We start from the raw sequence: 21,399 nt of genomic DNA, 5'->3' as shown, positions 1-21,399 counted from the left end.
GGCAGCGCAGCGGCCGTCCCGGCCGCGAGCAGCACCACGACGCAGGCGCCGAGCACGAACACGGCCCCGGCGGCGAGCGCTCCCACCGGTGGCGCGCAGTCCGCGAACACCCCGGCGCCTGCGGCGAACACCGCACCCGCCGAGGAGAACACCAAGTCCGGCAACGCCAACGGCAAGTCCGCGCCCGCCAAGCCGAATCGCACCAAGCGCGGGAAGGCGCCCATGCCGTCCTGGGAGGACGTGCTGCTCGGCGTGCGCAGCTCCGGTCACTGAGCCTGCCCGACGCGCCCGGCGCATTTTCCTGCGAAGTTTGCTGGATGACTCGTCCTGTTTGCTGAACCCCGAAATTTTCGGTGCGCTGGCGTGTTCCGTTACCGAAGCCGCGTCGCGTGTCGTCCGAGGCGGGTAGATTTTTCGATACGTGCCGGACGACGGGCGTCGTCGCCGGACACGAAAGGTAGCGGGAAGTTCGCGGAGTGTTTCGTGCGACCATCGGAGGTGCCGGAAATGCTGTCCAAAGCCTCGTCCCTCTGGTATGTCGACGCCTCCGACCCGTTGGCGGTACTGCGCGCTGATCACGACCCTGATCCCGAGGCCGCGCTGGCGCTGGCGAAGCAGCTCTACGCCGACCGCGACGTGGTGCCGATCATGGTCGGCACTCTCGGCGGCTGCGCGGGCCCCGATCTCGACGAGGTGTACATCGGCTGCTATCCCGGTGTCACCGTGCTGTGCTCGGCGCAGGCCGCACTGCCGCGGCCGACGAGACTGCCGGAGTTGCTGGTCCGCCCCCTTGCCTCCGACCACACCTATCTGATCTCCTTCGACACCGCCATCAGCTGGGGCGCGTTCGCGCACTGGGAGCGCGGGGAATTCCGCCGGGCGTTCAGCTCGACCAGGGTGAACATCCTGGAGGACGAGGGGCTTCCGCTGGTGTGGGAGCGGCCTTTCTGGGCGGGCGAGCATCCCGTCCGCTGGCATGCCGGGGAGTTGCCCGACCCGCATACGCTCCCCTTCGACCCGCCCGATTTCGCCGATGCGGCCAACAACGAATGGCTCGGCTTCCACTACCGCGCCCCCGCGGCCCAAGGGGCGCTGGTACCGGGTGACATCGCGGTGTGCGGGTTCACGCTCTACCCGAAAGGCGCGGCGCCCGACCACTCGACCTTGGTCGATTCCGAAAGGCTTCGGACCGAGATCAAGCCGAGGCGAGGGCTGTTCGGTTGGCTGCGCGGCGGCGACCGGGTCGGCTGAATCGGATTTGCGTGCTCACAGCTCTACATCCTCACAGCGCCGACAGGCCCTCGACGACGAGCGCCAGCCAACCGAGCACAACGCCAACCCCGCAACCGAGCAACACCCACCTCGTCACCGGCGTGAACCGCGCACGCCACGCGGTCGGCGCGGCGCCGCCCGCCGCCACCAGATTCACCGCCACCGCGAGCAGCGGATGCACCTGGGCCAGCGCGATACCGAACGCGTAGACGGCCACGGTAGCCAACAGGGCGACCATCACCGTCACGGTGAGGCCCGCTGCCCACGGCGTTGGATCCTGCGCGGGCGGATAGGGACGGTACGCACCGTTCGTCGGGTGATCCACCATGTCCTCGTCCCTCACGACGTTCTCACTCGTTCATAGAACGCCATAGCCGCGGCCGTGGCCACATTCAGCGAATCGGTACCCGGCGACATCGGAATGCGGGCCCGCACATCGGTCGCGCGCATCGCCTCCTCGGTGAGGCCCGGCCCCTCCGCACCGAGCAGCAGCGCGACCCGTTCGCCCGTCATGGCGGTGGCCAAATTCGGCGCCTTCGGGTTCGGGGTGAGCGCGATGATCTGAAAACCCTTGCGCCGCAGGAGCTCCAGGCCATCGGGCCAGTCCGGTACCGGCGCGAACGGCACCCGGAGGACATGACCCATCGACACCCGAACGGCACGCCGGTACAGCGGATCCGCGCAGCGGTCGCCGAACAGGATCGCCTCGGCCCCGAGTCCGGCCGCGTTGCGGAACATCGAGCCGAGATTCTCGTGATCGTTGACGCCCTCGAGCACCGCGACGGTGCGCGCGCCCTCGGTCACCTCGTCCATGGTCAGCTCGGGCGGCCGCCGAGCCACCGCGAGCACTCCGCGATTGAGGTGGAATCCGACGATCTCCGCCATCACCTCGGCGCTCGCCCGGTAGTACGGCACATCCACCCCGGCCAGATCCTCGGTCAACTGCTCGTACCGGCGGGCGACCCCGAGCAACCCGCTCGGCCGAAACCTCGAGTCAAGCATCCGCTGCACGACCACAACGCCCTCGGCGATCACAAGCCCCTTGCGGCCGGGCAGGTCGGGACGCCGATCCGCCGACGCCAGGTCGCGAAAATCGTCGACCCGGGGATCGCTGGGGTCATCGATATCGATCACTTCGGCCACCGCCATATCCTGCCCGCCCCGGCCGGTCGCCGGAAACCGTACCCGTCCGCCGCGACAGTTCCTCTCCTCAGACCTTCGGCCGGAAAACCGGGTGCGCGTGAGCGGGCCGCCGTGTGACGATCTTGCGCATGACGCTCGTACCCGGCATCACCGTCCGATCGGCTACCGAGGAGGACGCGGCAGGGGTGCGGCTACTCGTGGAGACGTCGTTCGGCACCAGGTCGGACGAGGCGTGGCTGGAGCGTTCGGCGCGGTTGTTCCCGCCGCGCGACGTCATCGTGGCGGTGGACGGCGACCGCGTCGTCGGGCACGTCCGGTCGCGCGAGATGATCCTGACGGTGCCCGGCGAGCGGACCGTTTCGGCGTGCGGCATCGCCGGGGTCGGCGTCGCGCCGACGCACCGCAGACGAGGCATTCTGCGCGCCATGTACACCGAGCAGCATCGGCGCACCGAGGCACAGGGCCTGCCGCTGACCATCTTCACGGCGAGCGAGGGCGGCATCTACGGGCGGTTCGGTTACGGGCCGACGTTACGGCTGAACGCGGTCGAGATCGATCGCAGGTTCGCCGAATTCCTGCCGACCACACCGGATCCGAGCGGCGTCGAGCTCGTGATGCTCACCGACGTCGGCGACCGGGTGCGCGAGATCTACGACCGCTGGCGCAGGCCGACACCGGGCGCGCAGGTGCGCCCCGACGCGTCATGGGAAAACCTGTTCGCCGATCCGGAGCGATTCCGCGGCGGCGGCTCCGACCTGTTCACGATGCTGCATTCGGACGGCTACGCGCTCTACCGCTACTACCACGAAGGCAGGGAGCTGGTCGTCGACGTCGTCGAGATGCGCACCGTCACCACCGACGCGCACGCCGCGCTCTGGCGCGCGCTGTTCGGGCTCGACCTCGTCACGCGCATCAAGGCCGAGCTGAGCGACAACGACCCGCTCCCGTACCTGCTCAGGAATCCGCGGCTGGTCCGCACCACCGCGCGCTACGACAACCTCTGGCTGCGGCTCATGAACGTTCCCGTCGCGCTGACGGCCCGCGCGTACCGCGCCGATCTCGACCTCGTTCTCGGCGTCACCGACCCGTTCCGCGAGGCCGGCGGCACGTTCGCGCTCACCGTGCGCGACGGACACGCCGAGTGCGTGTCCACCGACCGGGAGGCCGACATCGAACTCGGCATCGACGTCCTGGGCAGCATGTATCTCGGCGCGTACCCGGCGCGCGCGTTCGCCGCGGCGAACCGGCTCCAGGTCAAGGATTCCGGCAAGCTGCGCGCACTGGAAGAGGCGTTCGGCGCCGACCGGGACGCGGTGCTCGGCTGGTTCTTCTGACCGGTGGTTCCGCTGACCCGAGCTTCCTCCGGAGAGCAGGTCCGACGCCCGACCTGGAATGTCCCCGCGGCGGGCGGCGGGCTGGCATCCTGGAGAACATGAAGCCGCTACAGCTGGTTCTCAACATCCTCTGGCTCATCTTCGCCGGGTTCTGGATGGCGCTCGGCTACATCGTCGCTGGAATCATCTGCTTCATCCTGATCATCACGATCCCGTTCGGCATCGCGTCGTTCCGCATCGCGGCCTACGTGCTGTGGCCGTTCGGCCGCACCACGGTGGAGAAGCCGGGCGCGGGCGCGGGGTCGCTGATCGGCAACATCATCTGGTTCATCGTCGCGGGCTGGTGGCTGGCCCTCGGCCACCTGCTCACCAGCATCCCGCTGTTCCTCTCGATCATCGGCATCCCGTTCGGCTGGGCCAATCTCAAGTTCATCCCGCTCTCGCTCTTCCCCCTCGGCCGCGAGATCGTCGACTCCGACCAACCATTCGGCACCGCCTGAACAAGCGAACCGCCTGAGCTCGCATATCGTGCGCACGCTTCGCAGCGCCCGCAATCGCTGCGAGGCGTATGGAACCGGTGCGAAGAGGGGTTACTCCGATTCGGAGACGATGTGCTTCATGATCGTGACGGCCTGCTCGAGGACCGCGAGCTGATCGGCGGTGAGCGTCGAGAGTTGCTCGGTCATCCAGGCTTCGCGAGCGCTGGCCTCGTCGGCGATCAGCGCACGGCCGGATTCGGAGAGCGAGACGATGATCTGGCGTCCGTCGGTCGGATGCGGCTTGCGCTCCACCAGGTTCAGGTCGGACAGCGACGCGATCACCCTGGTCATCGACGGCGGCTGCACCCGCTCCTTGGCGGCCAGCGCGCCCGGTGTCATCGCGCCGTCGCGCGCGAGCGTGGCGAGGGCGGAGAGCTGGGTGAGCGAGATCTGTGCGTCGGCGCGGCGCCCACGGAGATGTCGCGTCAGCCGAACCACCGCCAGCGACAGTTCACCGGCGAGGGCTCGAACATCCGATGGCGTTGTCACAGTGGCAAACGATACGGGACCCGCTGGCTGCGGGACGCCGGTTCCCGCCGCTACGCTGAGGCCGTGACCCAGAAAGTGCCGGAGATCCCACCGCGGCTGACCGACCCACGGCCGGTGCTCGCCGTCGGCAGCGCCCTGTGGGTGGTCGCCACCATCGTCGTGTGGGCGAGCGGCGAACGCTGGGAGTCGGCCCGGCCCGTCTGTCTGATGGGGCTGGTGGTCGGCCTGATCGGCTTGACCATCTTCCTGATCCAGCGCCGCGGCGCCCGGCGCGGCGACAAGGGCGCACAGACCGGTCTGCGGTGATCAGCTCACCTGGAATTCCGCGCTCACCCCGGTGAACGGCCGCAGCACGCCGTCGGCGCCGAGGCTGTCGGCGAAGTGCACGAACCGGTAGTCGCCCGGCTCCGCGTCCGCGGGCACGTCCCAGCTGAACCTGGCCACCGATTCGGCCGCGCCGCGCTTGCTCCAGTGGTATCGCACCGCCCACTCCCCCTCGTTGGCGACGCGCACCCAGCCGGTTCCGGTTCGGCGCTGCACCTCGAGGAAGGTGCCGTTGCGTCGCGGGTTGTGCTTCGGATGCGCCGAAACGAACTCGGCGACAACTCTTTCCCCGCGGGCGCAGGAGGCGGGCTGGATCAGTGCGTCGCCGAAGCCGCGCCCGGGCGGCGTGGTGTCCGGGCCAGGCGCGGGCACGAAGTTCGGCTGGAGATTCGACACGTCCCGCGGCGCCGGACCGCGCGGGACCGCGGCTCGTGCCGCGAAAGCCGTTGCCAGGCGGTGGAATTCCTGCTGATATGCGGGCAGGGTATAGCGCCCGTACAGCGTCGACGCTCCCTCGTACTGCTGGGCGTCGTATTCCTCCGGCGTGGTGACGTATTCGTGGTAGGCGTTCGCATAGCCCTGGAGCAGTACCTGTTCCAGGCCGACGCCGAGCGCCTCCGCCACGGCGCGGCGCACCCGCAACCCGGACACGATGGTGAATTCACCGCCCGCGGCCGCCAGGTACAGCTCGCCGATCCGCACGAGCTGGATCGGCACCACGCTGGGCACCCACGGCACGGGCGGCAGCAGGCCCAGCGGCACGGCGATCGCCTTGGGCGCCTGGGCATCCGCCAGCCAGGCAGGCGCAGCCTGGTTCGGATCGCCGAGCGCGTCCAGGAACGGATTGCGCACGCCCTCGGGAATCGGCCCGCCCGGCAGGCCCGGCCCGTCCTCGACGCTACCGGCGATCAGCGAGACACCCGCGGCGGCCGGGGCCGTGTGCCGCGGCTGTCCGTCCGGCGTGAAACGTCCCTCGACCGCGATATCGGCCAGATCGATGTAGCAGAGCACGGAATCGACCGGTCCGCTCATCGCGCGAGCGGCGGTCAGCGCGTTCTTGGCCGCGCGATATTGCCGCTCGCCGATGAGGCGGGTGTTCTCGAACTCGTCCTCGGTCGGCCCGGAGCCGGGGCGCAGGTTCAGGTTCGGCGACATGTCGCCCGCGTTGGTCTGGGCGAAGGCGGACACGAAATCCGTTGCGCCGTCGAGGTATCGAACGCCGTGTTCGGTGTGCTCATGGGCGAACGAGGCGTAGCCCTTGTTGTCGGCGCTGATCAACCGGTTCGCGTTGGTCATCGAGGTATTGTGCGTGGCGAACCAAGTGATGGCGCCGACTTGCTTGCCGCCCTTGGCAATCGAGAGCGTGGTCACGGCCGGATCGATGGCGTCGGGGAAGTGCTCGCGGTCGGCCGCGGGGTTGCGATCGAAGGCGACGCGCGACCGATTGACGCTTGCGTCGTGCAATTCCGAACGGCCGAGCGCGAGGGCGGCGGGCGCGAGATCGGCGTGCGCGGCCGCGATGGCCTCCACGATCCCGTTCACCTCGGCGTCGTACACCTGCTGCTGGAAGCCCAGGATGGACAGGTTGTACGCGTAGCCGTGGGCGGAGCCGCCGCAGGTCGCGTGCGAGTGGGTCGAGGTGAGCAGCACGTTCTGCTCGGTGTAGAGGTCGCCGAAGCGGCGGGCCAGCTCGAGCAGCACGCCGCGGTGCACCGACTGGAAGATCATGCCGTTCTCGGCGACGACGAAGACGATGCGTCGCCCGCCCGCGGCTATCACATACGCGCGGGCGCGCGGACGCAGATGGATGCCCGCGGTCGTCTGCTCGAGCTGCGAGTAGCCCATCATCCCGCATTCGGCGGCCGGGCCGGTGATGTCCGAGATTCCGACGCCCACCTGGTAGCCCGTATCGGGTGCGGCGGCGGCGCTCGCGCCGAGTGTCGCGGTCAGCCCCGGCACGGCGCTCGTGGCGACGAGCGCGGCAGAACCTACCGCGGTTCGGGCGAGAACCGTTCTACGTGACACCGGCATCCGGGCCTCCCTTCTTCCGTTTGGCAGCGAACCACACAACTGGACATTCGTCCAGTCCAGATTTTTCCGCGCCGCGAATTGACTGCACGCGCCGCGGGCGCTTAACTCGCTGAGGTGTCCTCCCGATTGAGCGTCGAAGAACGAAGGGCCCACCTTATCGAGGCCGCGATCGGCCTCGCCGAAAAAAAGGGCGTGGCAGGCGTGACCACGCGCGATGTGGCTCAAGCAGCCGGTGTCTCGCTCGGTGTGGTGCATTACTGTTTCGAAAATAAGGACGCGCTGATGACCGAGCTGGTCAAAGCGTTGTCGATGGAATTACGCGATTCCGTTGACGCCAATGAAACAGTTTGGCAGAACGTCGAAAGTGGAAAAGAAGCACTTCAAAAATTGGTGCGCGCCGGACTCGAACTGATGTGGCTCAACATCGAAGCCACACCGGAACGACAACTGCTCACCTACGAAACAACCACTTATGCGTTGCGCGAAGGGGAACAGACCCCGAAAAAGCTCGCCATCGCGCGCGAACAGTACGCCTTCAACGACTCGACGCTCGCGGACGTACTCGACCACGCGCGCGACGCCACGTCCACCGAGTGGTCGGTGCCCCTGGAGACCCTGAGCCGCTTCACCCTCAACGTCATCGACGGCGTCGTGCTGCGCTGGCTCGTGGACAACGACAGCGAGGCGGTGCGCGCCCAGCTCGACCTGCTGAGCGAGATGCTCGCGGGATACGCGAAGTAGCCGTTCAGGAAGCCGGGGGCGGCGTTCCCTCGACGGCGGTCGGCATGCGGACGTGCGTCTCGGCTCCCGAACGCCACCAGGGCACCGACACCGTCCCCGACATCGCGCCCGACAGCCGTACCCGTAGGTCCTCGTGCAGCACCAGCTCACCCTCCTGCGGAGGGAGCGAGAACAGCTGGCGCAGAACGACTCCCAACGGTGCGGCGGACCACGATGTGCGCAGGCCGGCGCCGAGCACCTCGGCACTGACCGACTCCGACGCCAGCGGCAGGTCGAGCAGGGTCGCCAGGGCGGATGCGGTCTCCTGATCGCCGAACACCAGGCGGTCGGGCGGCAGCGCGAGACCGAACCACGGCAGATCCAGCACCATCGCCTCCGCCGCCGGCACCGCAGCGCCGGACAGCGTGCGCACCCGTTCCGGCAGCTCCAGCTCGGTGAGGTCCAGCCGGTCCGCCGCGGCCGCCAGGTGGCGGTGCGCCCGCGAAACGACCTCCGGCTCAGGGTTGTTCGCCGGATCGGCCAGCGCGGCGAGCAGCGCGTCCGCCAGCTCCGGGGTGATTCGCTCCGGGTTCGCCAGGACGGTGCGCAGCACCTCCAAATCGCCGTGGCTCAGGCCCGGCACCGCGAATTCCGGGAGTAGTCCGGCGAATTCGGTATCGAGGGGATGGCGGTGACGACCGAGCGGGATGCCGTCCAAGCGGGCGTGCCTGCGCAGCCACCACGCGGTGTAGCCGTCCGGGTCGGCCAGCAGACGCCTGGTTCGCGGTTCGGCTAGCAGCTGATGCAGGGCATCCGGCCAGGCGATGTCGTCGACCAGGTCCAGGTCACGGACGGCGACGAATTCGGCGGGCTCCTCGGCCAGGCCGGCCCACCAGGCCTCTTCGTCGTCGAGATGGTGGTCGGGTCCGGTCGGATCGGACTCGGCGACGATGCCGAAATCCCAGCCGACACCGACGGCCCGCAGCGCCTGCGCGCCGTACTCGGCCACGACCTCCTCGGCGACGGTGCCGAGCGGCGCGTCCTCGACCAGCAGCGCGTACAGCGGCGCCTCGGGCAGCAGCAGTTCGTCGGCGGGCAGCAATTCGCCTGTGCTGTCCGGCAATTCGATCATGCCGAGCCAGGGCGGCAGCGCGTCGGGATCGGCGTGCGCGGCCAGGCGCAGCACCGCGTCGACCAGGTCGGGATCGTCCGGATGATCGGAAAGGTCGGCGTGCAGCGCCGGATCGGCGAGCAGGTCCTCGGCGGTGGCCGAACGGGCGCCGAGGCGCGACAGCAGCGGGTGCGTCGCCTCCGGATGCACCAGGCGCGCCCAGTGCAACGGGATGGCGAGCTCGAGCATGTCGTCCAGGACGACGGTGCGCGGACCGGTCACCAAGCGGCCGTCGGCCAGCGGAACGGCCAGCGCCCCAAGCTCCTCCGCCGTCAGCGGGTCGACGACGAACGGTTCCAGCGCCGCGTACCAATCCCGCCACCAGGCGGGCGGCCGCTCCACACCGCCGGACAGCTCCGCGAGGCGCGCGAGGCCGAGGCGATGCACGTCGAGCACCGCGAGCGCCTCGGCGTGCGCGCTGCTCGACAGTTCGGGGATGACGAGCGGGCCGATCACGTCATCCAGGAGGCGGGCCAATTCCGGTGTGAGGTAAGGGAAGACGCTCGCACGGGCGGGTACGGCCGTGGGTATCACGCCTCGGCCGGAGCCGAGGCCGTAGCTCGAATCGAGGCCGAGGTCGTCGGCGAGACCGCCTGCGTTCGGGGTGTCGGCGTCCGCTTTCTGGTCGACCACCGGCAACCACGAATGGGTTTGCAGTTCGCGGACGAGGGCCTCGCGGAGCAGTCCGTCGGCCTCGCTGCGGTCGAAACCCGGCGTGGGAACCAGAACGAGCCGGTCGGCCGGGGGTAGTGCTCGCGCGAAATCGGCATAGCCCGAGGCCAGTTCCGCTACGCGGGCGCCGGGGAGCAGGCGGCGCCGGTCCGGCTGCATCGGGATGTCGGCGATCAGCAGCGCGGGCAGGGACAGTTCCTCGTCGGAGCGAGTGGGTGCGCGCAGGACGTCGTGCGGTGCGGCATGTGGCTTGCCGTCGCGTAACGGCAGCAGCCATCGCGCGCGCGGCGTACGGAACTGCCACCAGGTGCGGCCGCGCTCGTCCGGGCCGGTCACCCGTAGTTCCTCCAGACCGTCGCCGAGCTCGCGCACCACGGAGGTGAACTCGTCGTCGCCGATCCGAAGGGATTGCAAGGCAGGCAGTTCCAGGAGCAGATCCGCGGCCTCGTCGTGCATGGCGGCCAAGAGCGCGTCGGCGTCCACGTCAGCGCGCAGGCGCACCACGACCTCGGTATCGAAACCCTCTGCGGGGCAGGCCTCGACGGGCCAGGTCAAGCGAAGCGCGGGAGGCTGGAAGGTCGACGCGGCCGGGTCGGCATCGGCAGGCCGATCTGGGAGAACCGCGTTCGGCGTCGCTATCCCTCTCTCGCGCAGCGCCTCTCGCGTTCTGTCCCGCGAGAAGTGCAGGGATCCGGTGGTGGAGCGGAACTCGATGTCGTCGCTCACCGCGAGCACAGCGGTGAAGCCGACGCCGAACTGGCCGACCGCGGTCGCTTCGGCCTTCCCGGAAGCCCGCAGGGCCGTTAGGGCGTGCACACCGGAAAGATCCAGTGCCGCTCCGGTGTTCGCGATGGACAGCGTGCGGCCGTCCAACCGCACCCTGACTTCGCCCGGGACGCCCGCCTTGGCGGCGGCGTCGGCGGCGTTCTGCGCCAGCTCGGTCAGCAGCCGGTCGCGGTAACCCGCGCGGACCAGATCCGCCTCGGTGGCGGCGTCCTCCCTGAGCCTGGTCGGCGAATCACGCCAGGAGGCGAGAACGGCGGCGCGCAGCCCTTCGGTGCCGAACGGGTCGGCCGAGCCGATCAATTCCGCGGCGATGACCCGGACTCCGACCGCGATTCCCCATCGTCGTCCGCATCCGCCTGCGCGCCGGGCGTCGAACCCGGCTCTGCGGCTGTATCGTTCGCGGGCGCATCGGCGTCGATGTCATCCGAGAGCGACGGCGCTTCACCCGTCACCGGCTCGGCAGCACTGGACTCCGAGGTCGCCGAAGCGTCACCGGTGGCCGACGCCTGCACGTCGCCTGCTTCCACGTTCACCGCACGCGGCTCGGCGGAAAGCGTTGCGTCGGCGGCGTCAACCAGGACCGACGGCTCGACGTCGCCCGCTTCCACGTTCACGGCGGTCGGCTCGGCGGCGGGGGCTGCGTCAACCGCGGATTCGGCCTCGAAGTCGGTCTCCACCGACGGCACTTCGCCAGCCATCGATTCAGCCGCGTTCGGCTCGGTGGCGGACGTTGTGCCGACTACGGATTCGGCCGCATCCGACCTCAGCGACGGCTCCTCGCCGGTCACGGATTCGGCCGCGTTCGCCTCCGGGGTCGCCGACGCGTCGGCGGCGGGCTGCTCCTCGGCCGTCGCTTCCCGCACACCGCTCTGCTCGGACGTCACCGCCTCGTCGGCGACCGAACCGGCCGTCTCCGAACCCTTTTCGGTCTCCACCGCAGCGGCCACGGCCGACTCGGCGGCGGTGGCGTCGGCAATCGCTTCCGGATGCGTGACGGCAGCAGCGGATTCGGCGACGGCGGTGGTCTCGGCGACCGGCTCCGTGTGCTCGACGCTCGGACCCTCCAGCGATACGTCGTCGCGGCCGACCTCGGTATCGGACTCGGTGTCGCTGGTCGCGGTCTCCTGGGCGTCCGAATCGACAGGGGCGGTGGCGCTCTCTCCCTCGACGACCGACGTCTCGGTCTCGGCCGCAGCGGAAACACTCTCGCCCGCAGCCTTTTCATCGCTCGCGGCTTCGGGAGCCGACGGCGCCCCGTCACCTGCGACCACGGCCGACGACTTGCCCAGCTCCTCGGGCGGAATCACGTCGAAGGCGGCGTCGTCGTACGCCTCGTAGAGCGGGGAGCCGCCGCCGGTCGGCGCGACCACGTCGGAATGCGCGCCGCAGCCGTATTCGGTGTGCACCACGCGGCCGTCTGCGCCCATCGCGTTACCGCAGACACCGAAGGCGGCGCGCAGCGCGCCCGCCAGCGGCAGGTAGAAGCCGCACGTGCCGCAGGTGGCGGGAGCGGCCTTGGCCATGTCGGTCTCTGGGCCGTATTCGGAATACCAGCGTTCTGCGGCCTCGATGCGGCCCTCTTCGCTGAGCACCTTGGCGCGGCCGAGGCCGATCTCCAGCGCGACCTCGTCGACCTCCGGATCGCCGCTGGCCATGTAACCGGGCACCAGGCGCGGATCGTCCTGCGCCGGGGCGAGCAGGTCGCCGGGCGCCAAGTCGCCCGGGCGGATGCGCTGCTCCCACGGAACGAAGTCGGGCGCGACGAGGGCGTCCGGGCCGGGCAGCAACGCGGACTCGCTGACCGTCGCGCGGTCCGCCCCCGGCGGCGCCGCCACGACAACGGCCCACTGCCAGCCGCGATAGCCGGGCAGAGTGGCCTCGAACCGATGGGTCGCCGCGCTCTCGTCCTCGGCGCTGACACCGAGGTGCGCGCCGACGGCGGATGGCTCCAGCGCCAGGAGCGCACGGCGGGCCAGGTCCACGGCTTCGGCGAGTACCGGCCGGACGTCGGGCTCCGAAACAGAAACTGCGCTCACGGCCTACATTTTGCCGTATGGAGCGGAATCGGCGTGCGTTGGCCATGGGTGTGCTGGTCGGTTCGCTCCTGACGGGCGGTTGCGGCGACGCCGAGCCGGAGCCGCCGCGGCTGCGGATCGAGGTCGTCGGCGTCCGTCCGCACGATCCGGAGGCCTTCACGCAGGGGCTGGAGGTGGACGGCGACGTCCTCTACGAAGGCACCGGAATGACCGGCCGTTCCACCGTGCGCGCCACCGATCTGCGCACCGGCGCCGAGCTGGCCAGGGCGGAATTGCCGGAACCGTATTTCGGCGAGGGAATCACCAGGGCGGGCGACACGCTGTGGCAGTTGACCTGGCAGCACGGCGTCGCCTTCGCCCGCGATCCGGTCACCCTCGAAACCCGGTCCCAGGCCCCGTACCGAGGCGAGGGCTGGGGGCTGTGCACCCGCGACGGGCGGTTGGTCATGAGCGACGGAACGGACACACTGACCTTCCGCGATCCGGTCACCTTCGCGCCGACCGGTTCGGTCACCCTCCGGGACAGCAGGCGCGCGCACCTGAACGAACTCGACTGCGCCGCGGACGGTTCGGTCTACGCCAACGACTACCCGACGAACCGGATCCTGCGCATCGACCCCGATTCCGGCCATGTGCTCGGCGCCGCAGACGCCTCCGCGCTACTCACTCGCGAGCAGCGCGCCACCGCCGACGTGCTCAACGGCATCGCCCAGCTGCCCGGCACCGACCGCTTCCTGATCACCGGGAAACACTGGCCGACCATGTTCGAGGTCCGTTTCGTGCCCGACTGAGCCGTAGCGGGACGCGAGGAACGTCACTTCCGCCCCGCAACGTGGAGCGCCGGTGAGTTCCTGTCGTCGCAGTACGACAGAATTGAGGGGTGACTACTCCGCGCGATCCCTTCGGTCCCGAGCGTGGTCCATGGGATGGCGAGGAAGCGCCGATCGAACGGCATCCCGGCTACGACCGGTATCCCCCGCCCAACGGGTCGCCCCGGCGCAGGCCGCTGCCGCCGCTCGATCCCAACCGCAACACGCCGCGGCGCCGCCCACTCGGCCCTTTGCGCAAGACGTCACCGCCCGAGCCCGACCCGCAGGGGCAGACCCGAAAGCTTCCCGCCCGGCCCGGTCCGCCCGGGGAGCCGACCCACAAGGACCCGCGCCGCGTCTTCCCGAACGCGCCCGCGCAGCCCGCGGACACCAAGCGCTTCGAGGCGCAGGACCCGCCGCCCGAGCCCGTACGCCAGGAACCCGCCGCTCCACCGAGCGAGCAGCGCACTCCGCGCAAGCTGACCGTCACCCGGGTCGCCGCGCTGCGCGGCAAGGAACTCACCGAGAAGGGCATCGCCACCTTCCAGCGCGCCGCCAAGGCCGACGGCGCGGACAAGTCCGGCCTCACCGCGCTGACCTACGCCACCATGGCGAACTTCGCGCTGGACGCCGCGATCGCGGTGGCGTTGGCCAACACCCTGTTCTTCGCCAGCGCGACAGCGGAGAGCAAGTCCAAGGTCGCGCTGTATCTCTTGATCACGATCGCGCCGTTCGCGGTGATCGCGCCGCTGATCGGTCCGCTGCTCGACCGGCTCCAGCGCGGCCGCAGGCTGGCGCTGGCCACCTCGTTCGGCACCCGCGCCGTGCTCGCGGTGGTGCTGATCCTGCAGTTCGACACCTGGGCGCTCTATCCGCTCGCGCTGTGCATGATGATCGGCAGCAAGTCGTTCTCGGTGCTCAAGAGCGCGGTGACGCCGCGCGTGCTGCCACCGGATATCGACCTGGTGCGCACCAATTCCCGGCTCACCGTCTTCGGTCTCGTCGGCGGCACCATCGGCGCGGGAGCCATAGCCGCGCTGTTCGCGGCCATCGCGGGCTCGACGGGCGCGCTCGTGCTCGCCGTGCTGATCGCGGGCGCCGGCACCTATCTGAGCCTGCGCATCCCGCGGTGGGTCGAGGTGACCGAGGGCGAGGTGCCCGCGACGCTGGGTTACCACGGCGACGACGCGCACACCGAGGTGCTGCGCGAGGGCACGCCGTCCGCGGTGCCCCTGCGTAAACGCAGGCAGCCGCTCGGCCGTGCCGTGGTGACCGGGCTGTGGGGCAACAGCGCCATCCGCGTGCTGACCGGATTCCTGACCTTCTACTTGGCGTTCGTGGCCAAGGCGACCGAGCACCGGCCCGCGCAGCAGGCGGCGATGCTCGGCGCGGTCGGCGCGGCGGCCGCGATCGGCAACTTCGCGGGCAACGCCACCGGCGCCCGCCTCGCGCTCGGCAGGCCATCGCTCATCGTGCTCGGCTGCACCGCCGCGTGCACCGGGGTCGCGATCTTCGCGATCTTCGCCGACAACCTGCTCGGCGCGGCCGTGGCCACCCTCGTCGCGGCGGGCGCGAGCGCGCTGGCGAAAGTGTCCTTGGACGCGTCGATTCAGGACGACCTGCCGCCCGAGTCGATCGCGTCCGGATTCGGCCGCTCGGAGACCGTGCTCCAGCTGAGCTGGGTGGTCGGCGGCGCGGCAGGCGTGCTGCTGCCGACCGACTACTGGAAGGGCTTCGCGGTCGTCTCGGGAATACTCGTGCTCGGACTGATCCAGACCTTCGTCAGCTATCGCGGTCATTCGCTGTTGCCCGGCCTCGGCGGGAACCGGCCGCAGCACGCGGAACAGGAAGTGCCCGTGGCGCGTAAACCGCACGGCGACAGCATCCAACGAGAAACGGGAGATCCGATCTGGTGAACAAGCTCACTGGCCGCACCATCGCCGCGCTGTCCGCGGGCGCGCTGTTGCTGGTCGCCGCCGCGGTCGCCGTCGTGGTGACCGTGACGGTGCGCAACGCGCCCGACCACGACCCCGAGATCACCGCCTACGCGCACGGCAGGTCGGTCACCGTGCCGCCGTACCAGTACTGCGACATCAGGATCGTCGGCGAGGATCAGCTCGACCTGTCCAATTGCCGCGGTGGCGAATCCATCGATCTCGAAGTGCCTCCCGGCTATCCGCTGCAACTGTCGCTGCCCCGCTCGATCGCCGACGCGCCGTGGCTGGCGCAGCTGGTCTACGCGCTGCCCAACGGCGATGTGGTCGATCGCGTCATCAGCCACAACGACTACCCCGATGGCGCGCTCGCGCTGACCATCGATTCGCGCCCGCTGCCGGAACTCCGGCTCATCGGTGTGGAATTGCAGCTGCCGGTGCCCGCGATCGACGAGAACGGCCGGGAGACAACCGTTCCGCACGCCGCCTGGTCGATCCGCACGGCCTGAACGCTCGATCCGCCGGGCGCACAAGGCCTCCCGGCGGATCGGTCACGACAGAGATCGGCTCGTCGCGAGAAAGCGAGCGACCGTCAGTGGTCGAGCTCGCGCGCCACGGCGCGGACGACCTCGGAAATGGTCCGCGCGGACTTGCGATCCGGGTAGCGGCCCTTGCGCAGGTCCGGCTGAACCTTGGTCTCCAGCAGGGTGATCATGTCCTCGACCATCCCGTGCAGCTCGTCGGGTGTGCGGCGCGGGCCCGCGGGCTCCTTGCGGGTATTGCGCTCGCGCTCCTGGCCCTGGCGCACCGACGGCGGCGCCTCGAGCAGCTTGAGGCTCAACGCCTGCGGACCGCGGCGGCCCGCGGCCATGCCGAATTCGACACGCTGCCCGGGCTTCAGGCCTTCGACACCGTCGGGCAGCGCGGACGAGCGGACGTAGACGTCCTCACCCTCGTCCTGGGAAAGGAAGCCGAAGCCCTTTTCGACGTCGTACCACTTCACCCTGCCGGTCGGCACTGCGCTCACCCGTTCATCATTCGAAACCCGGACCCGGTCGGTCCGAGCACACCCGTCTGCTCGAAACTGCGCGGCGAATTCCGCCGGGAGCAGCTCCTGTCAGTTTGCGAAAAGAACGCGCCCCACAAGCTTGTAGGACGCGATTGTCATCGAGTCTACCCCGGTGGCGATAACCGAAGCACATCAGTTTTACCGTCGAGAGGTGACGAACCCTCCCGTACCGCCGCCGCCGAGCAGCTCGCCGCGCCGCGCCGGAGATTGGTTGTTGAAGCTCGCGCTCGGCCTGTTCGCGATCGGATTGCTGGCCATCATCGCGATCTTCCTGACGCCGATACTCACCGATGGGCGGCCAGGGCTGTGGCTGTATCTGCTCGCGATGCTGACGCCCGTCGGCTTCCTTTGCGCACTGGTGTTCGCGCTCTGGTCCGGCCGCAGGTCCAGATGACCGGCAACTGCTTACCCGAGCGGTTCGTTACTCACTCACCTGTGTGATCCTCGTCACATTCCAGGCGGGTCACGGACCGGCAACGGGCGGGAACCGTGTGCACGACGCCGCCTCTAGCTGCGCGGAAGGGATTTCGCACCCGCCGAGACCAGTTCGAGACCGACGGGTACACGCCGGTTACCAAATAGTGATTTTTCGCGGCGATCGACGTACGGTCTATCCCAGCCGGGGACACCCGGCACCACCGGCCCGCCGCACCGAACCTCGCCCCGCGGGTACCGGACCCCGACGGAATACAGGGGCGGGGGCGGGACGGACGACCTCTCAGTCCGAACCCGAGCGAAACCTCGCAGGTGCGGACGAGAGGAAGACACCCGATATGAGTGGACGCCATCGCAAGCCGACCTCCACCGGGCGCACCGTAGCCAAGGTCGCCGTCACCGGCGCGATCTTCGGTACCGCAGGTGTGGCCCTCGCTGGAAACGCCAGCGCGGCTCCCGACTCCGACTGGGATCGCCTCGCGCAGTGCGAAGCAGGCGGCAACTGGGGCATCAACACCGGCAACGGTTTCCAGGGCGGCCTGCAGTTCTCCCCGAGCACGTGGAATTCCCACGGCGGCCAGGAGTACGCGGCCACCGCCAACCAGGCCAGCCGCGAAGAGCAGATCGTCGTCGCCGAGAAGGTCCTTGCCTCGCAGGGCTGGGGCGCTTGGCCCTCGTGCTCGGCCAAGCTCGGCCTCAAGAGCTCCCCTTCCCAGCGCAGCGCTCCGTCCACCGCCGAGACCCCGCGCTGGAACCCCGAGCCGTCCGCCCCGCAGCAGGTGCAGGCCGCCGACGCCAACCAGGAGATCTTCCAGGCCGTCGACCGCGCCATCGCCGCGGTGCAGCAGCAGGGCGTGCAGATCCCGCAGCCCGCACTCGATTTCTTCAATGCCGCCAAGGCGAATGGCGTGACCCTCGACCCCACGGTCGTGAACTTCTACGAGGCGAACAAGGGCCTGCTGCCCTCCTGATCTTCGCCCCGTTCACGAACAAGGCCCCCGCATCAACGAGGATGCGGGGGCCTTGTTCGTACCTACGGCCGTGATCGGCGAGATCAGCGGTTGATCACCGTTTGGGGATGCACGTAGGCCAGCTGCTCGGCCGGGACCGGGAACTCGGTGTCCTCGCCGTAAGGCGACAGTCCACCGGAACGGGTCGACGAGAGCTCGGTGACCGCGTGATCACCATCGGCCACCTGGGGCCAACCGTTGTCGACATAGGGTTTCTTAGATTTGTTCACCACGCCCTCATGCTAGCTCCCCCCGCCTCCCCCGCATCTCCGCGCCTAAGGCCAGACTCGGGTGCGGGGCTTTCTGGCGTCGGTGGCCGGCGGGTAGGAAGGGGCTGGGTTAGCCCGTACCCGGTGAGTTATCCGGGCCGTGCGAGATCCGGCGGTGCGTCGGGTATATCGGTTATCGCCAGCGGCTAACGGGATGTCCTGCGATGGAGCAGCCGGATTCGGGTGAGAGCAGGGTGGTGTGGCGGCCGGCGGGGAGGAAGGGGGCTGGGTTAGCCGTCCCTGGCGAGTTACCCGGGCCGTGCGAAATCTGTCGTTGCCTAGGGCATATCGGCGGGCTACGGGGGCAGGAGTGTCCGGAGAGGGAGTGGCGGGGCGTAGGCGAGGGGATCGGGTGTCCTGGACCGGCGATCGGCGAGTCTGCGCACTACTCTGGATCGGATGACCGTGACCAGTGCCCTTGCCGCGTGGCTCGGTGCGCGCAGCGACGACCAACTGGTGCACCTGCTGCAATTGCGGCCCGATCTCGCCGTGCCGCTGCCGTCTTCGATGACGGTGCTCGCGGCGAGGGCCGAACAGCGCGCTTCCGTGCTGCGCGCCACCGACGATCTGAACACCCTCGATTTCGCCCTCGTGGAAACGCTTGCGGTGCACGGCGCTACGCGAGCGCCGGGCGACAGCGCGCCGCTGACCCGCAAGGCGTTGCACGCGCAACTGAAAGGACGCGCGACCAAGGCCGCGATCGAGGAGTCGCTCGAACGGCTGACCGCCCGCGCGCTGGTCTGGCTCGACCGTGACGACCTGCACCTGGTCGCCGCCGCGGCCGAGGCGCTGCCATGGCCGATGGGCAGCAGCACCGAACTGCCCGACGCGCTCACCGAGGCCGAGAGCGTCGCGGCGCTGGCCGAGATCGCCCCCGCCGAACGCGCATTGCTCGAGAAGCTGGCGAGCACCGGTCCGCGCGGCCGCACCAGGGACGCCGCACCGGGCACTCCCCCCGACCGTCCGGTGCAGCAGCTGCTCGCCCGTCGGCTGTTGCACCGCGTCGACGACGAGACCGTCGAGCTGCCGATCACCGTGGGCCAGGTGCTGCGCCGCGAGCCGGTGACCCACCCGCATGCCCTCATGCCACCGAAGCCGGAGCTGACCAAGCACGCCCCCGCCGATGTGAACGCCGTCGCCGCGGGCGAGGTGGGTGAGCTGCTGCGCCACTGCACCGACATCCTGGAGGCGCTCGGGCAAGCGCCCGCACCAGCCCTGCGCGCGGGCGGGCTCGGCGTGCGGGAGCTGCGCCGCATCGCCAAGCAGACGGGCGTCGACGAGATGAGGGCGGGTCTGCTCGTGGAGCTGCTTGCTGCCGCGAAGCTCATCGAGAAGGGGCAGCCGGACCCGCCGCCGGATTACGACTCCGTGGACGACTTCTGGGCGCCGACCCCCGCCGCCGACGGCTGGCTGGACGGCCCGCCCGCCCGCCGCTGGACGGTGCTCGCCATGGTGTGGCTCGACCTGGACCGGATGCCGTGGATGATCGGCATGCGCGACGCCAACGACAAGCCGCTGGCCGCGCTCTCCCTCGAGCTGCGCACCCCGACCGCGCCGCGCGACCGCCGCGCCGTGCTCGAACTGCTCGCCGAGTATCCGTCCGGCGCCGCCGTCGACCCCGCCGACATCGGCCGCCTCCTCGCCTGGCGGCAGCCGCGCAGGCGCAGGCACTTCCGGCGCGAGGCGGTGGAGAACACCGTGCGCGAGGCAGCCGAGGTGGGTCTCGTCGGACGCGGCGCGCTCGGGTCGCCCGCCCGCGCGCTGCTGCACGGCGGGGTGACCAGCGCGGCCGACGCCGAGGTCGCCATGGAGGCGGCGCTGCCGGCCCCGGTCGATCACGTGCTGGTGCAGGCCGACCTGACGGTGATCGCGCCCGGCCCGCTGACGGCCGAGCTCCAGCAGCGGGTCGCTCTCGTCGCCGACGTCGAATCGGCCGGTGCGGCAACGGTTTACCGAATCGGCGAGGACTCGGTGCGCCGCGCCCTCGACGCCGGGCTCACGGCTGCCGAGCTGCACACGCTGTTCGCCACGCATTCCCGCACGCCGATCCCGCAGGCGCTGACCTATCTCATCGATGACGTGGCCCGCAGGCACGGCAGGCTGCGGGCGGGCATGGCGCAGTCGTTCGTGCGCAGCGACGACCCGACGCTGCTCGCCCAGGTGCTCGCCGCCCCGGTCGCGTCCGCGCTGGCGCTGCGCGCGGTGGCCCCGACGGTCGCGATTTCGCAGGCGCCGCTGGGCGAGGTGCTCGAACAGCTGCGCGCGGCCGGTTTCGCGCCCGCGGGCGAGGATTCGGCGGGCGCGATCGTCGATCTGCGCAGGCGTGGCGCCCGCATCTCGGTGCGCCCGAACGCGCGCCAGGCCTATCGGCCGACGCCGCCGAGCACCGAACAGCTGGAACTGCTCGTCGCCGAGCTCAGGGCGGGCGAGCGCGCGGCCAGCGCCCGCGCAGGCCAGTCGGTGCGCACGGACGGCACCAGAACCAGCACGGCCGCCACCCTCGCGCTGCTGCAATTGGCGGCGCGAGTGCGGCGGCCGGTGAACATCGGGTATGTCGACGCCTCCGGCGTCGCGTCACAGCGCGTCGTCGAGCCGTTGAAGGTCGGCAACGGACAGCTCGACGCGCTGGACCCGGTGACGGGCGCGGTCCGGCACTTCACGTTGCACCGGATCGCGTCGGTCGCGCTGCTGGAATGATCAGCTGTTGGGCTTGCCCACGCAGAACAGGGTCTTGGGGTCGGAGACGGTGATGAACTCCTCGGCGCTCTCGCAGAGCAGTTCGTCGGTCTGGCCGTCCACGCGCTGCAGGACCTTGAAGGTGGCCTCGGTGGAGGAGCAGTCCACCCACTTGTACGGCGAGGTGCCGACATCGTTGTAGCAAGCGCCCTGGGCGAAGTTGGGCGCTAGGCACAGGAACGCCGTGCCGCCGCTGGCCAGCTGCTCGGTGTAGCTGGTGTACTCCTTCGACGCGCATTCGGTCTGTTGGTCGAAGCTCTGGTGCACCTTGTACACGGCCTTGGGCGAGGAGCAATCGATCGGCTCGCCCTCGGTCGCGGTGGGCGAGTTGTCGGTGATGTTGATGCAGTCACCGACCTTCGTCTTGGCCACGTCGGACTTGGTCGCGTTGTCGATCGCAGAACAGCCGGTCACCGCGGCCGCGAGCGCGGCCACCGCCAGGAGGGCGAGCACGACACGTGCCAGCAGCCTCGTTCCTGGGAACTTCACGGGAAAACCTCTCTCACCGAATACGTCCACGGGCGTGAACGCGGTGAGGATACCTTCACGATCGCGGTGGCCGCATCAGCCTCGTCGAACGACGTGGCGTGGCTCAGAAGCCGGCGCCGTACATTCCCAAG

General features: G+C 69.8%; 21 protein-coding genes. 12 read left to right on the top strand and 9 right to left on the bottom strand.

Annotated elements, in window-relative coordinates:
* On the top strand, positions 1–273 hold a 273-nt coding region (sepH, locus tag NX1_RS37790; RefSeq protein WP_245668385.1), incomplete at its 5' end, for a septation protein SepH.
* Positions 274–507: 234 nt separating this feature from the next.
* Positions 508–1,251 (top strand): DUF6928 family protein, encoded by a 744-nt coding sequence (locus NX1_RS08005; protein WP_068056168.1) that lies wholly within the window; start codon positions 508–510, stop codon positions 1,249–1,251.
* A gap of 31 nt (positions 1,252–1,282) precedes the next feature.
* Here the strand turns inward: NX1_RS08005 and NX1_RS08000 are convergent, their stop codons facing one another.
* Both NX1_RS08000 and NX1_RS07995 read right to left on the bottom strand, forming a co-directional pair.
* Positions 1,283–1,600, bottom strand: a complete 318-nt coding sequence (locus NX1_RS08000; protein ID WP_068056192.1) for a DUF2537 domain-containing protein — start codon at positions 1,598–1,600, stop codon at positions 1,283–1,285.
* Between the two features lie 11 nt (positions 1,601–1,611).
* Entirely contained in the window at positions 1,612–2,415 is an 804-nt protein-coding gene (locus tag NX1_RS07995) for a TrmH family RNA methyltransferase (RefSeq protein WP_157119586.1), read from the bottom strand.
* Positions 2,416–2,543: 128 nt separating this feature from the next.
* On the opposite strand from NX1_RS07995, the gene NX1_RS07990 reads away from it, so the two are divergent.
* Together NX1_RS07990 and NX1_RS07985 are read left to right on the top strand one after the other, a co-directional pair.
* On the top strand, positions 2,544–3,749 hold the full coding sequence (locus tag NX1_RS07990) for a GNAT family N-acetyltransferase (protein WP_068056190.1): 1,206 nt from the start codon (positions 2,544–2,546) through the stop codon (positions 3,747–3,749).
* A 98-nt stretch (positions 3,750–3,847) separates the two neighbouring features.
* Positions 3,848–4,249, top strand: coding sequence for a YccF domain-containing protein (locus tag NX1_RS07985; RefSeq protein WP_068056163.1), 402 nt, complete (start codon positions 3,848–3,850; stop codon positions 4,247–4,249).
* Positions 4,250–4,339: 90 nt separating this feature from the next.
* Here the strand turns inward: NX1_RS07985 and NX1_RS07980 are convergent, their stop codons facing one another.
* Positions 4,340–4,777, bottom strand: coding sequence for a MarR family winged helix-turn-helix transcriptional regulator (locus NX1_RS07980; protein WP_068056161.1), 438 nt, complete (start codon positions 4,775–4,777; stop codon positions 4,340–4,342).
* A 63-nt stretch (positions 4,778–4,840) separates the two neighbouring features.
* Between NX1_RS07980 and NX1_RS37785 the strand changes: the two genes are divergently transcribed.
* On the top strand, positions 4,841–5,083 hold the full coding sequence (locus NX1_RS37785) for a DUF2530 domain-containing protein (RefSeq protein WP_068056159.1): 243 nt from the start codon (positions 4,841–4,843) through the stop codon (positions 5,081–5,083).
* Here the strand turns inward: NX1_RS37785 and NX1_RS07970 are convergent, their stop codons facing one another.
* Positions 5,084–7,132, bottom strand: coding sequence for a neutral/alkaline ceramidase (locus NX1_RS07970; protein WP_068056157.1), 2,049 nt, complete (start codon positions 7,130–7,132; stop codon positions 5,084–5,086). It lies immediately after the preceding gene.
* 126 nt (positions 7,133–7,258) lie between these two features.
* On the opposite strand from NX1_RS07970, the gene NX1_RS07965 reads away from it, so the two are divergent.
* Positions 7,259–7,873 carry a TetR/AcrR family transcriptional regulator gene (locus tag NX1_RS07965; RefSeq protein WP_245668384.1) on the top strand — a complete coding sequence of 205 codons (615 nt, stop codon included), beginning with the start codon at positions 7,259–7,261 and terminating at the stop codon, positions 7,871–7,873.
* 4 nt (positions 7,874–7,877) lie between these two features.
* On the opposite strand, the gene NX1_RS07960 is transcribed toward NX1_RS07965, so the two are convergent.
* Both NX1_RS07960 and NX1_RS35160 read right to left on the bottom strand, forming a co-directional pair.
* Positions 7,878–10,778 carry a sacsin N-terminal ATP-binding-like domain-containing protein gene (locus NX1_RS07960; RefSeq protein ID WP_068056188.1) on the bottom strand — a complete coding sequence of 967 codons (2,901 nt, stop codon included), beginning with the start codon at positions 10,776–10,778 and terminating at the stop codon, positions 7,878–7,880.
* Complete coding sequence (locus NX1_RS35160) at positions 10,778–12,517, bottom strand: DUF3027 domain-containing protein (protein WP_157119585.1); 1,740 nt, start codon at positions 12,515–12,517, stop codon at positions 10,778–10,780. The genes NX1_RS07960 and NX1_RS35160 overlap by 1 nt, the downstream gene beginning before the upstream one ends.
* Positions 12,518–12,534: 17 nt before the next feature.
* On the opposite strand from NX1_RS35160, the gene NX1_RS07950 reads away from it, so the two are divergent.
* The 3 genes from NX1_RS07950 (at position 12,535) to NX1_RS07940 (ending at position 15,769) form a co-directional block, all read left to right on the top strand.
* Positions 12,535–13,308, top strand: a complete 774-nt coding sequence (locus NX1_RS07950; protein ID WP_068056154.1) for a glutaminyl-peptide cyclotransferase — start codon at positions 12,535–12,537, stop codon at positions 13,306–13,308.
* An 89-nt stretch (positions 13,309–13,397) separates the two neighbouring features.
* Positions 13,398–15,242 (top strand): MFS transporter, encoded by a 1,845-nt coding sequence (locus tag NX1_RS07945; RefSeq protein WP_068056152.1) that lies wholly within the window; start codon positions 13,398–13,400, stop codon positions 15,240–15,242.
* Positions 15,239–15,769, top strand: a complete 531-nt coding sequence (locus NX1_RS07940) for a DUF2771 domain-containing protein (protein ID WP_068056150.1) — start codon at positions 15,239–15,241, stop codon at positions 15,767–15,769. Before NX1_RS07945 ends, NX1_RS07940 begins: the two co-directional genes overlap by 4 nt.
* Positions 15,770–15,852: 83 nt before the next feature.
* Here NX1_RS07940 and NX1_RS07935 read toward each other — a convergent pair whose 3' ends face one another.
* Entirely contained in the window at positions 15,853–16,278 is a 426-nt protein-coding gene (locus NX1_RS07935) for a cold-shock protein (RefSeq protein ID WP_174555466.1), read from the bottom strand.
* A gap of 202 nt (positions 16,279–16,480) precedes the next feature.
* Between NX1_RS07935 and NX1_RS07930 the strand changes: the two genes are divergently transcribed.
* Together NX1_RS07930 and NX1_RS07925 are read left to right on the top strand one after the other, a co-directional pair.
* Entirely contained in the window at positions 16,481–16,723 is a 243-nt protein-coding gene (locus NX1_RS07930) for a hypothetical protein (RefSeq protein WP_068056148.1), read from the top strand.
* 379 nt (positions 16,724–17,102) lie between these two features.
* Positions 17,103–17,735 carry a resuscitation-promoting factor Rpf1 domain-containing protein gene (locus NX1_RS07925; RefSeq protein ID WP_068056145.1) on the top strand — a complete coding sequence of 211 codons (633 nt, stop codon included), beginning with the start codon at positions 17,103–17,105 and terminating at the stop codon, positions 17,733–17,735.
* 83 nt (positions 17,736–17,818) lie between these two features.
* On the opposite strand, the gene NX1_RS07920 is transcribed toward NX1_RS07925, so the two are convergent.
* Positions 17,819–18,007 (bottom strand): hypothetical protein, encoded by a 189-nt coding sequence (locus NX1_RS07920; protein ID WP_068056142.1) that lies wholly within the window; start codon positions 18,005–18,007, stop codon positions 17,819–17,821.
* Positions 18,008–18,442: 435 nt separating this feature from the next.
* Between NX1_RS07920 and NX1_RS07915 the strand changes: the two genes are divergently transcribed.
* Positions 18,443–20,740 (top strand): helicase-associated domain-containing protein, encoded by a 2,298-nt coding sequence (locus NX1_RS07915; protein WP_068056141.1) that lies wholly within the window; start codon positions 18,443–18,445, stop codon positions 20,738–20,740.
* Here NX1_RS07915 and NX1_RS07910 read toward each other — a convergent pair whose 3' ends face one another.
* A complete protein-coding gene (locus tag NX1_RS07910) occupies positions 20,741–21,268 on the bottom strand; it encodes an LppU/SCO3897 family protein (protein WP_068056139.1) in 528 nt (175 codons plus the stop codon).
* Between the last annotated feature and the right edge of the window lie 131 nt (positions 21,269–21,399).

Source organism: Nocardia xishanensis NBRC 101358 (assembly GCF_001613365.1).
Taxonomy (GTDB): domain Bacteria; phylum Actinomycetota; class Actinomycetes; order Mycobacteriales; family Mycobacteriaceae; genus Nocardia; species Nocardia xishanensis.
Note: the sequence above shows the minus strand (reverse complement) of the source record. Positions and strands in the feature narration are given on the sequence as shown.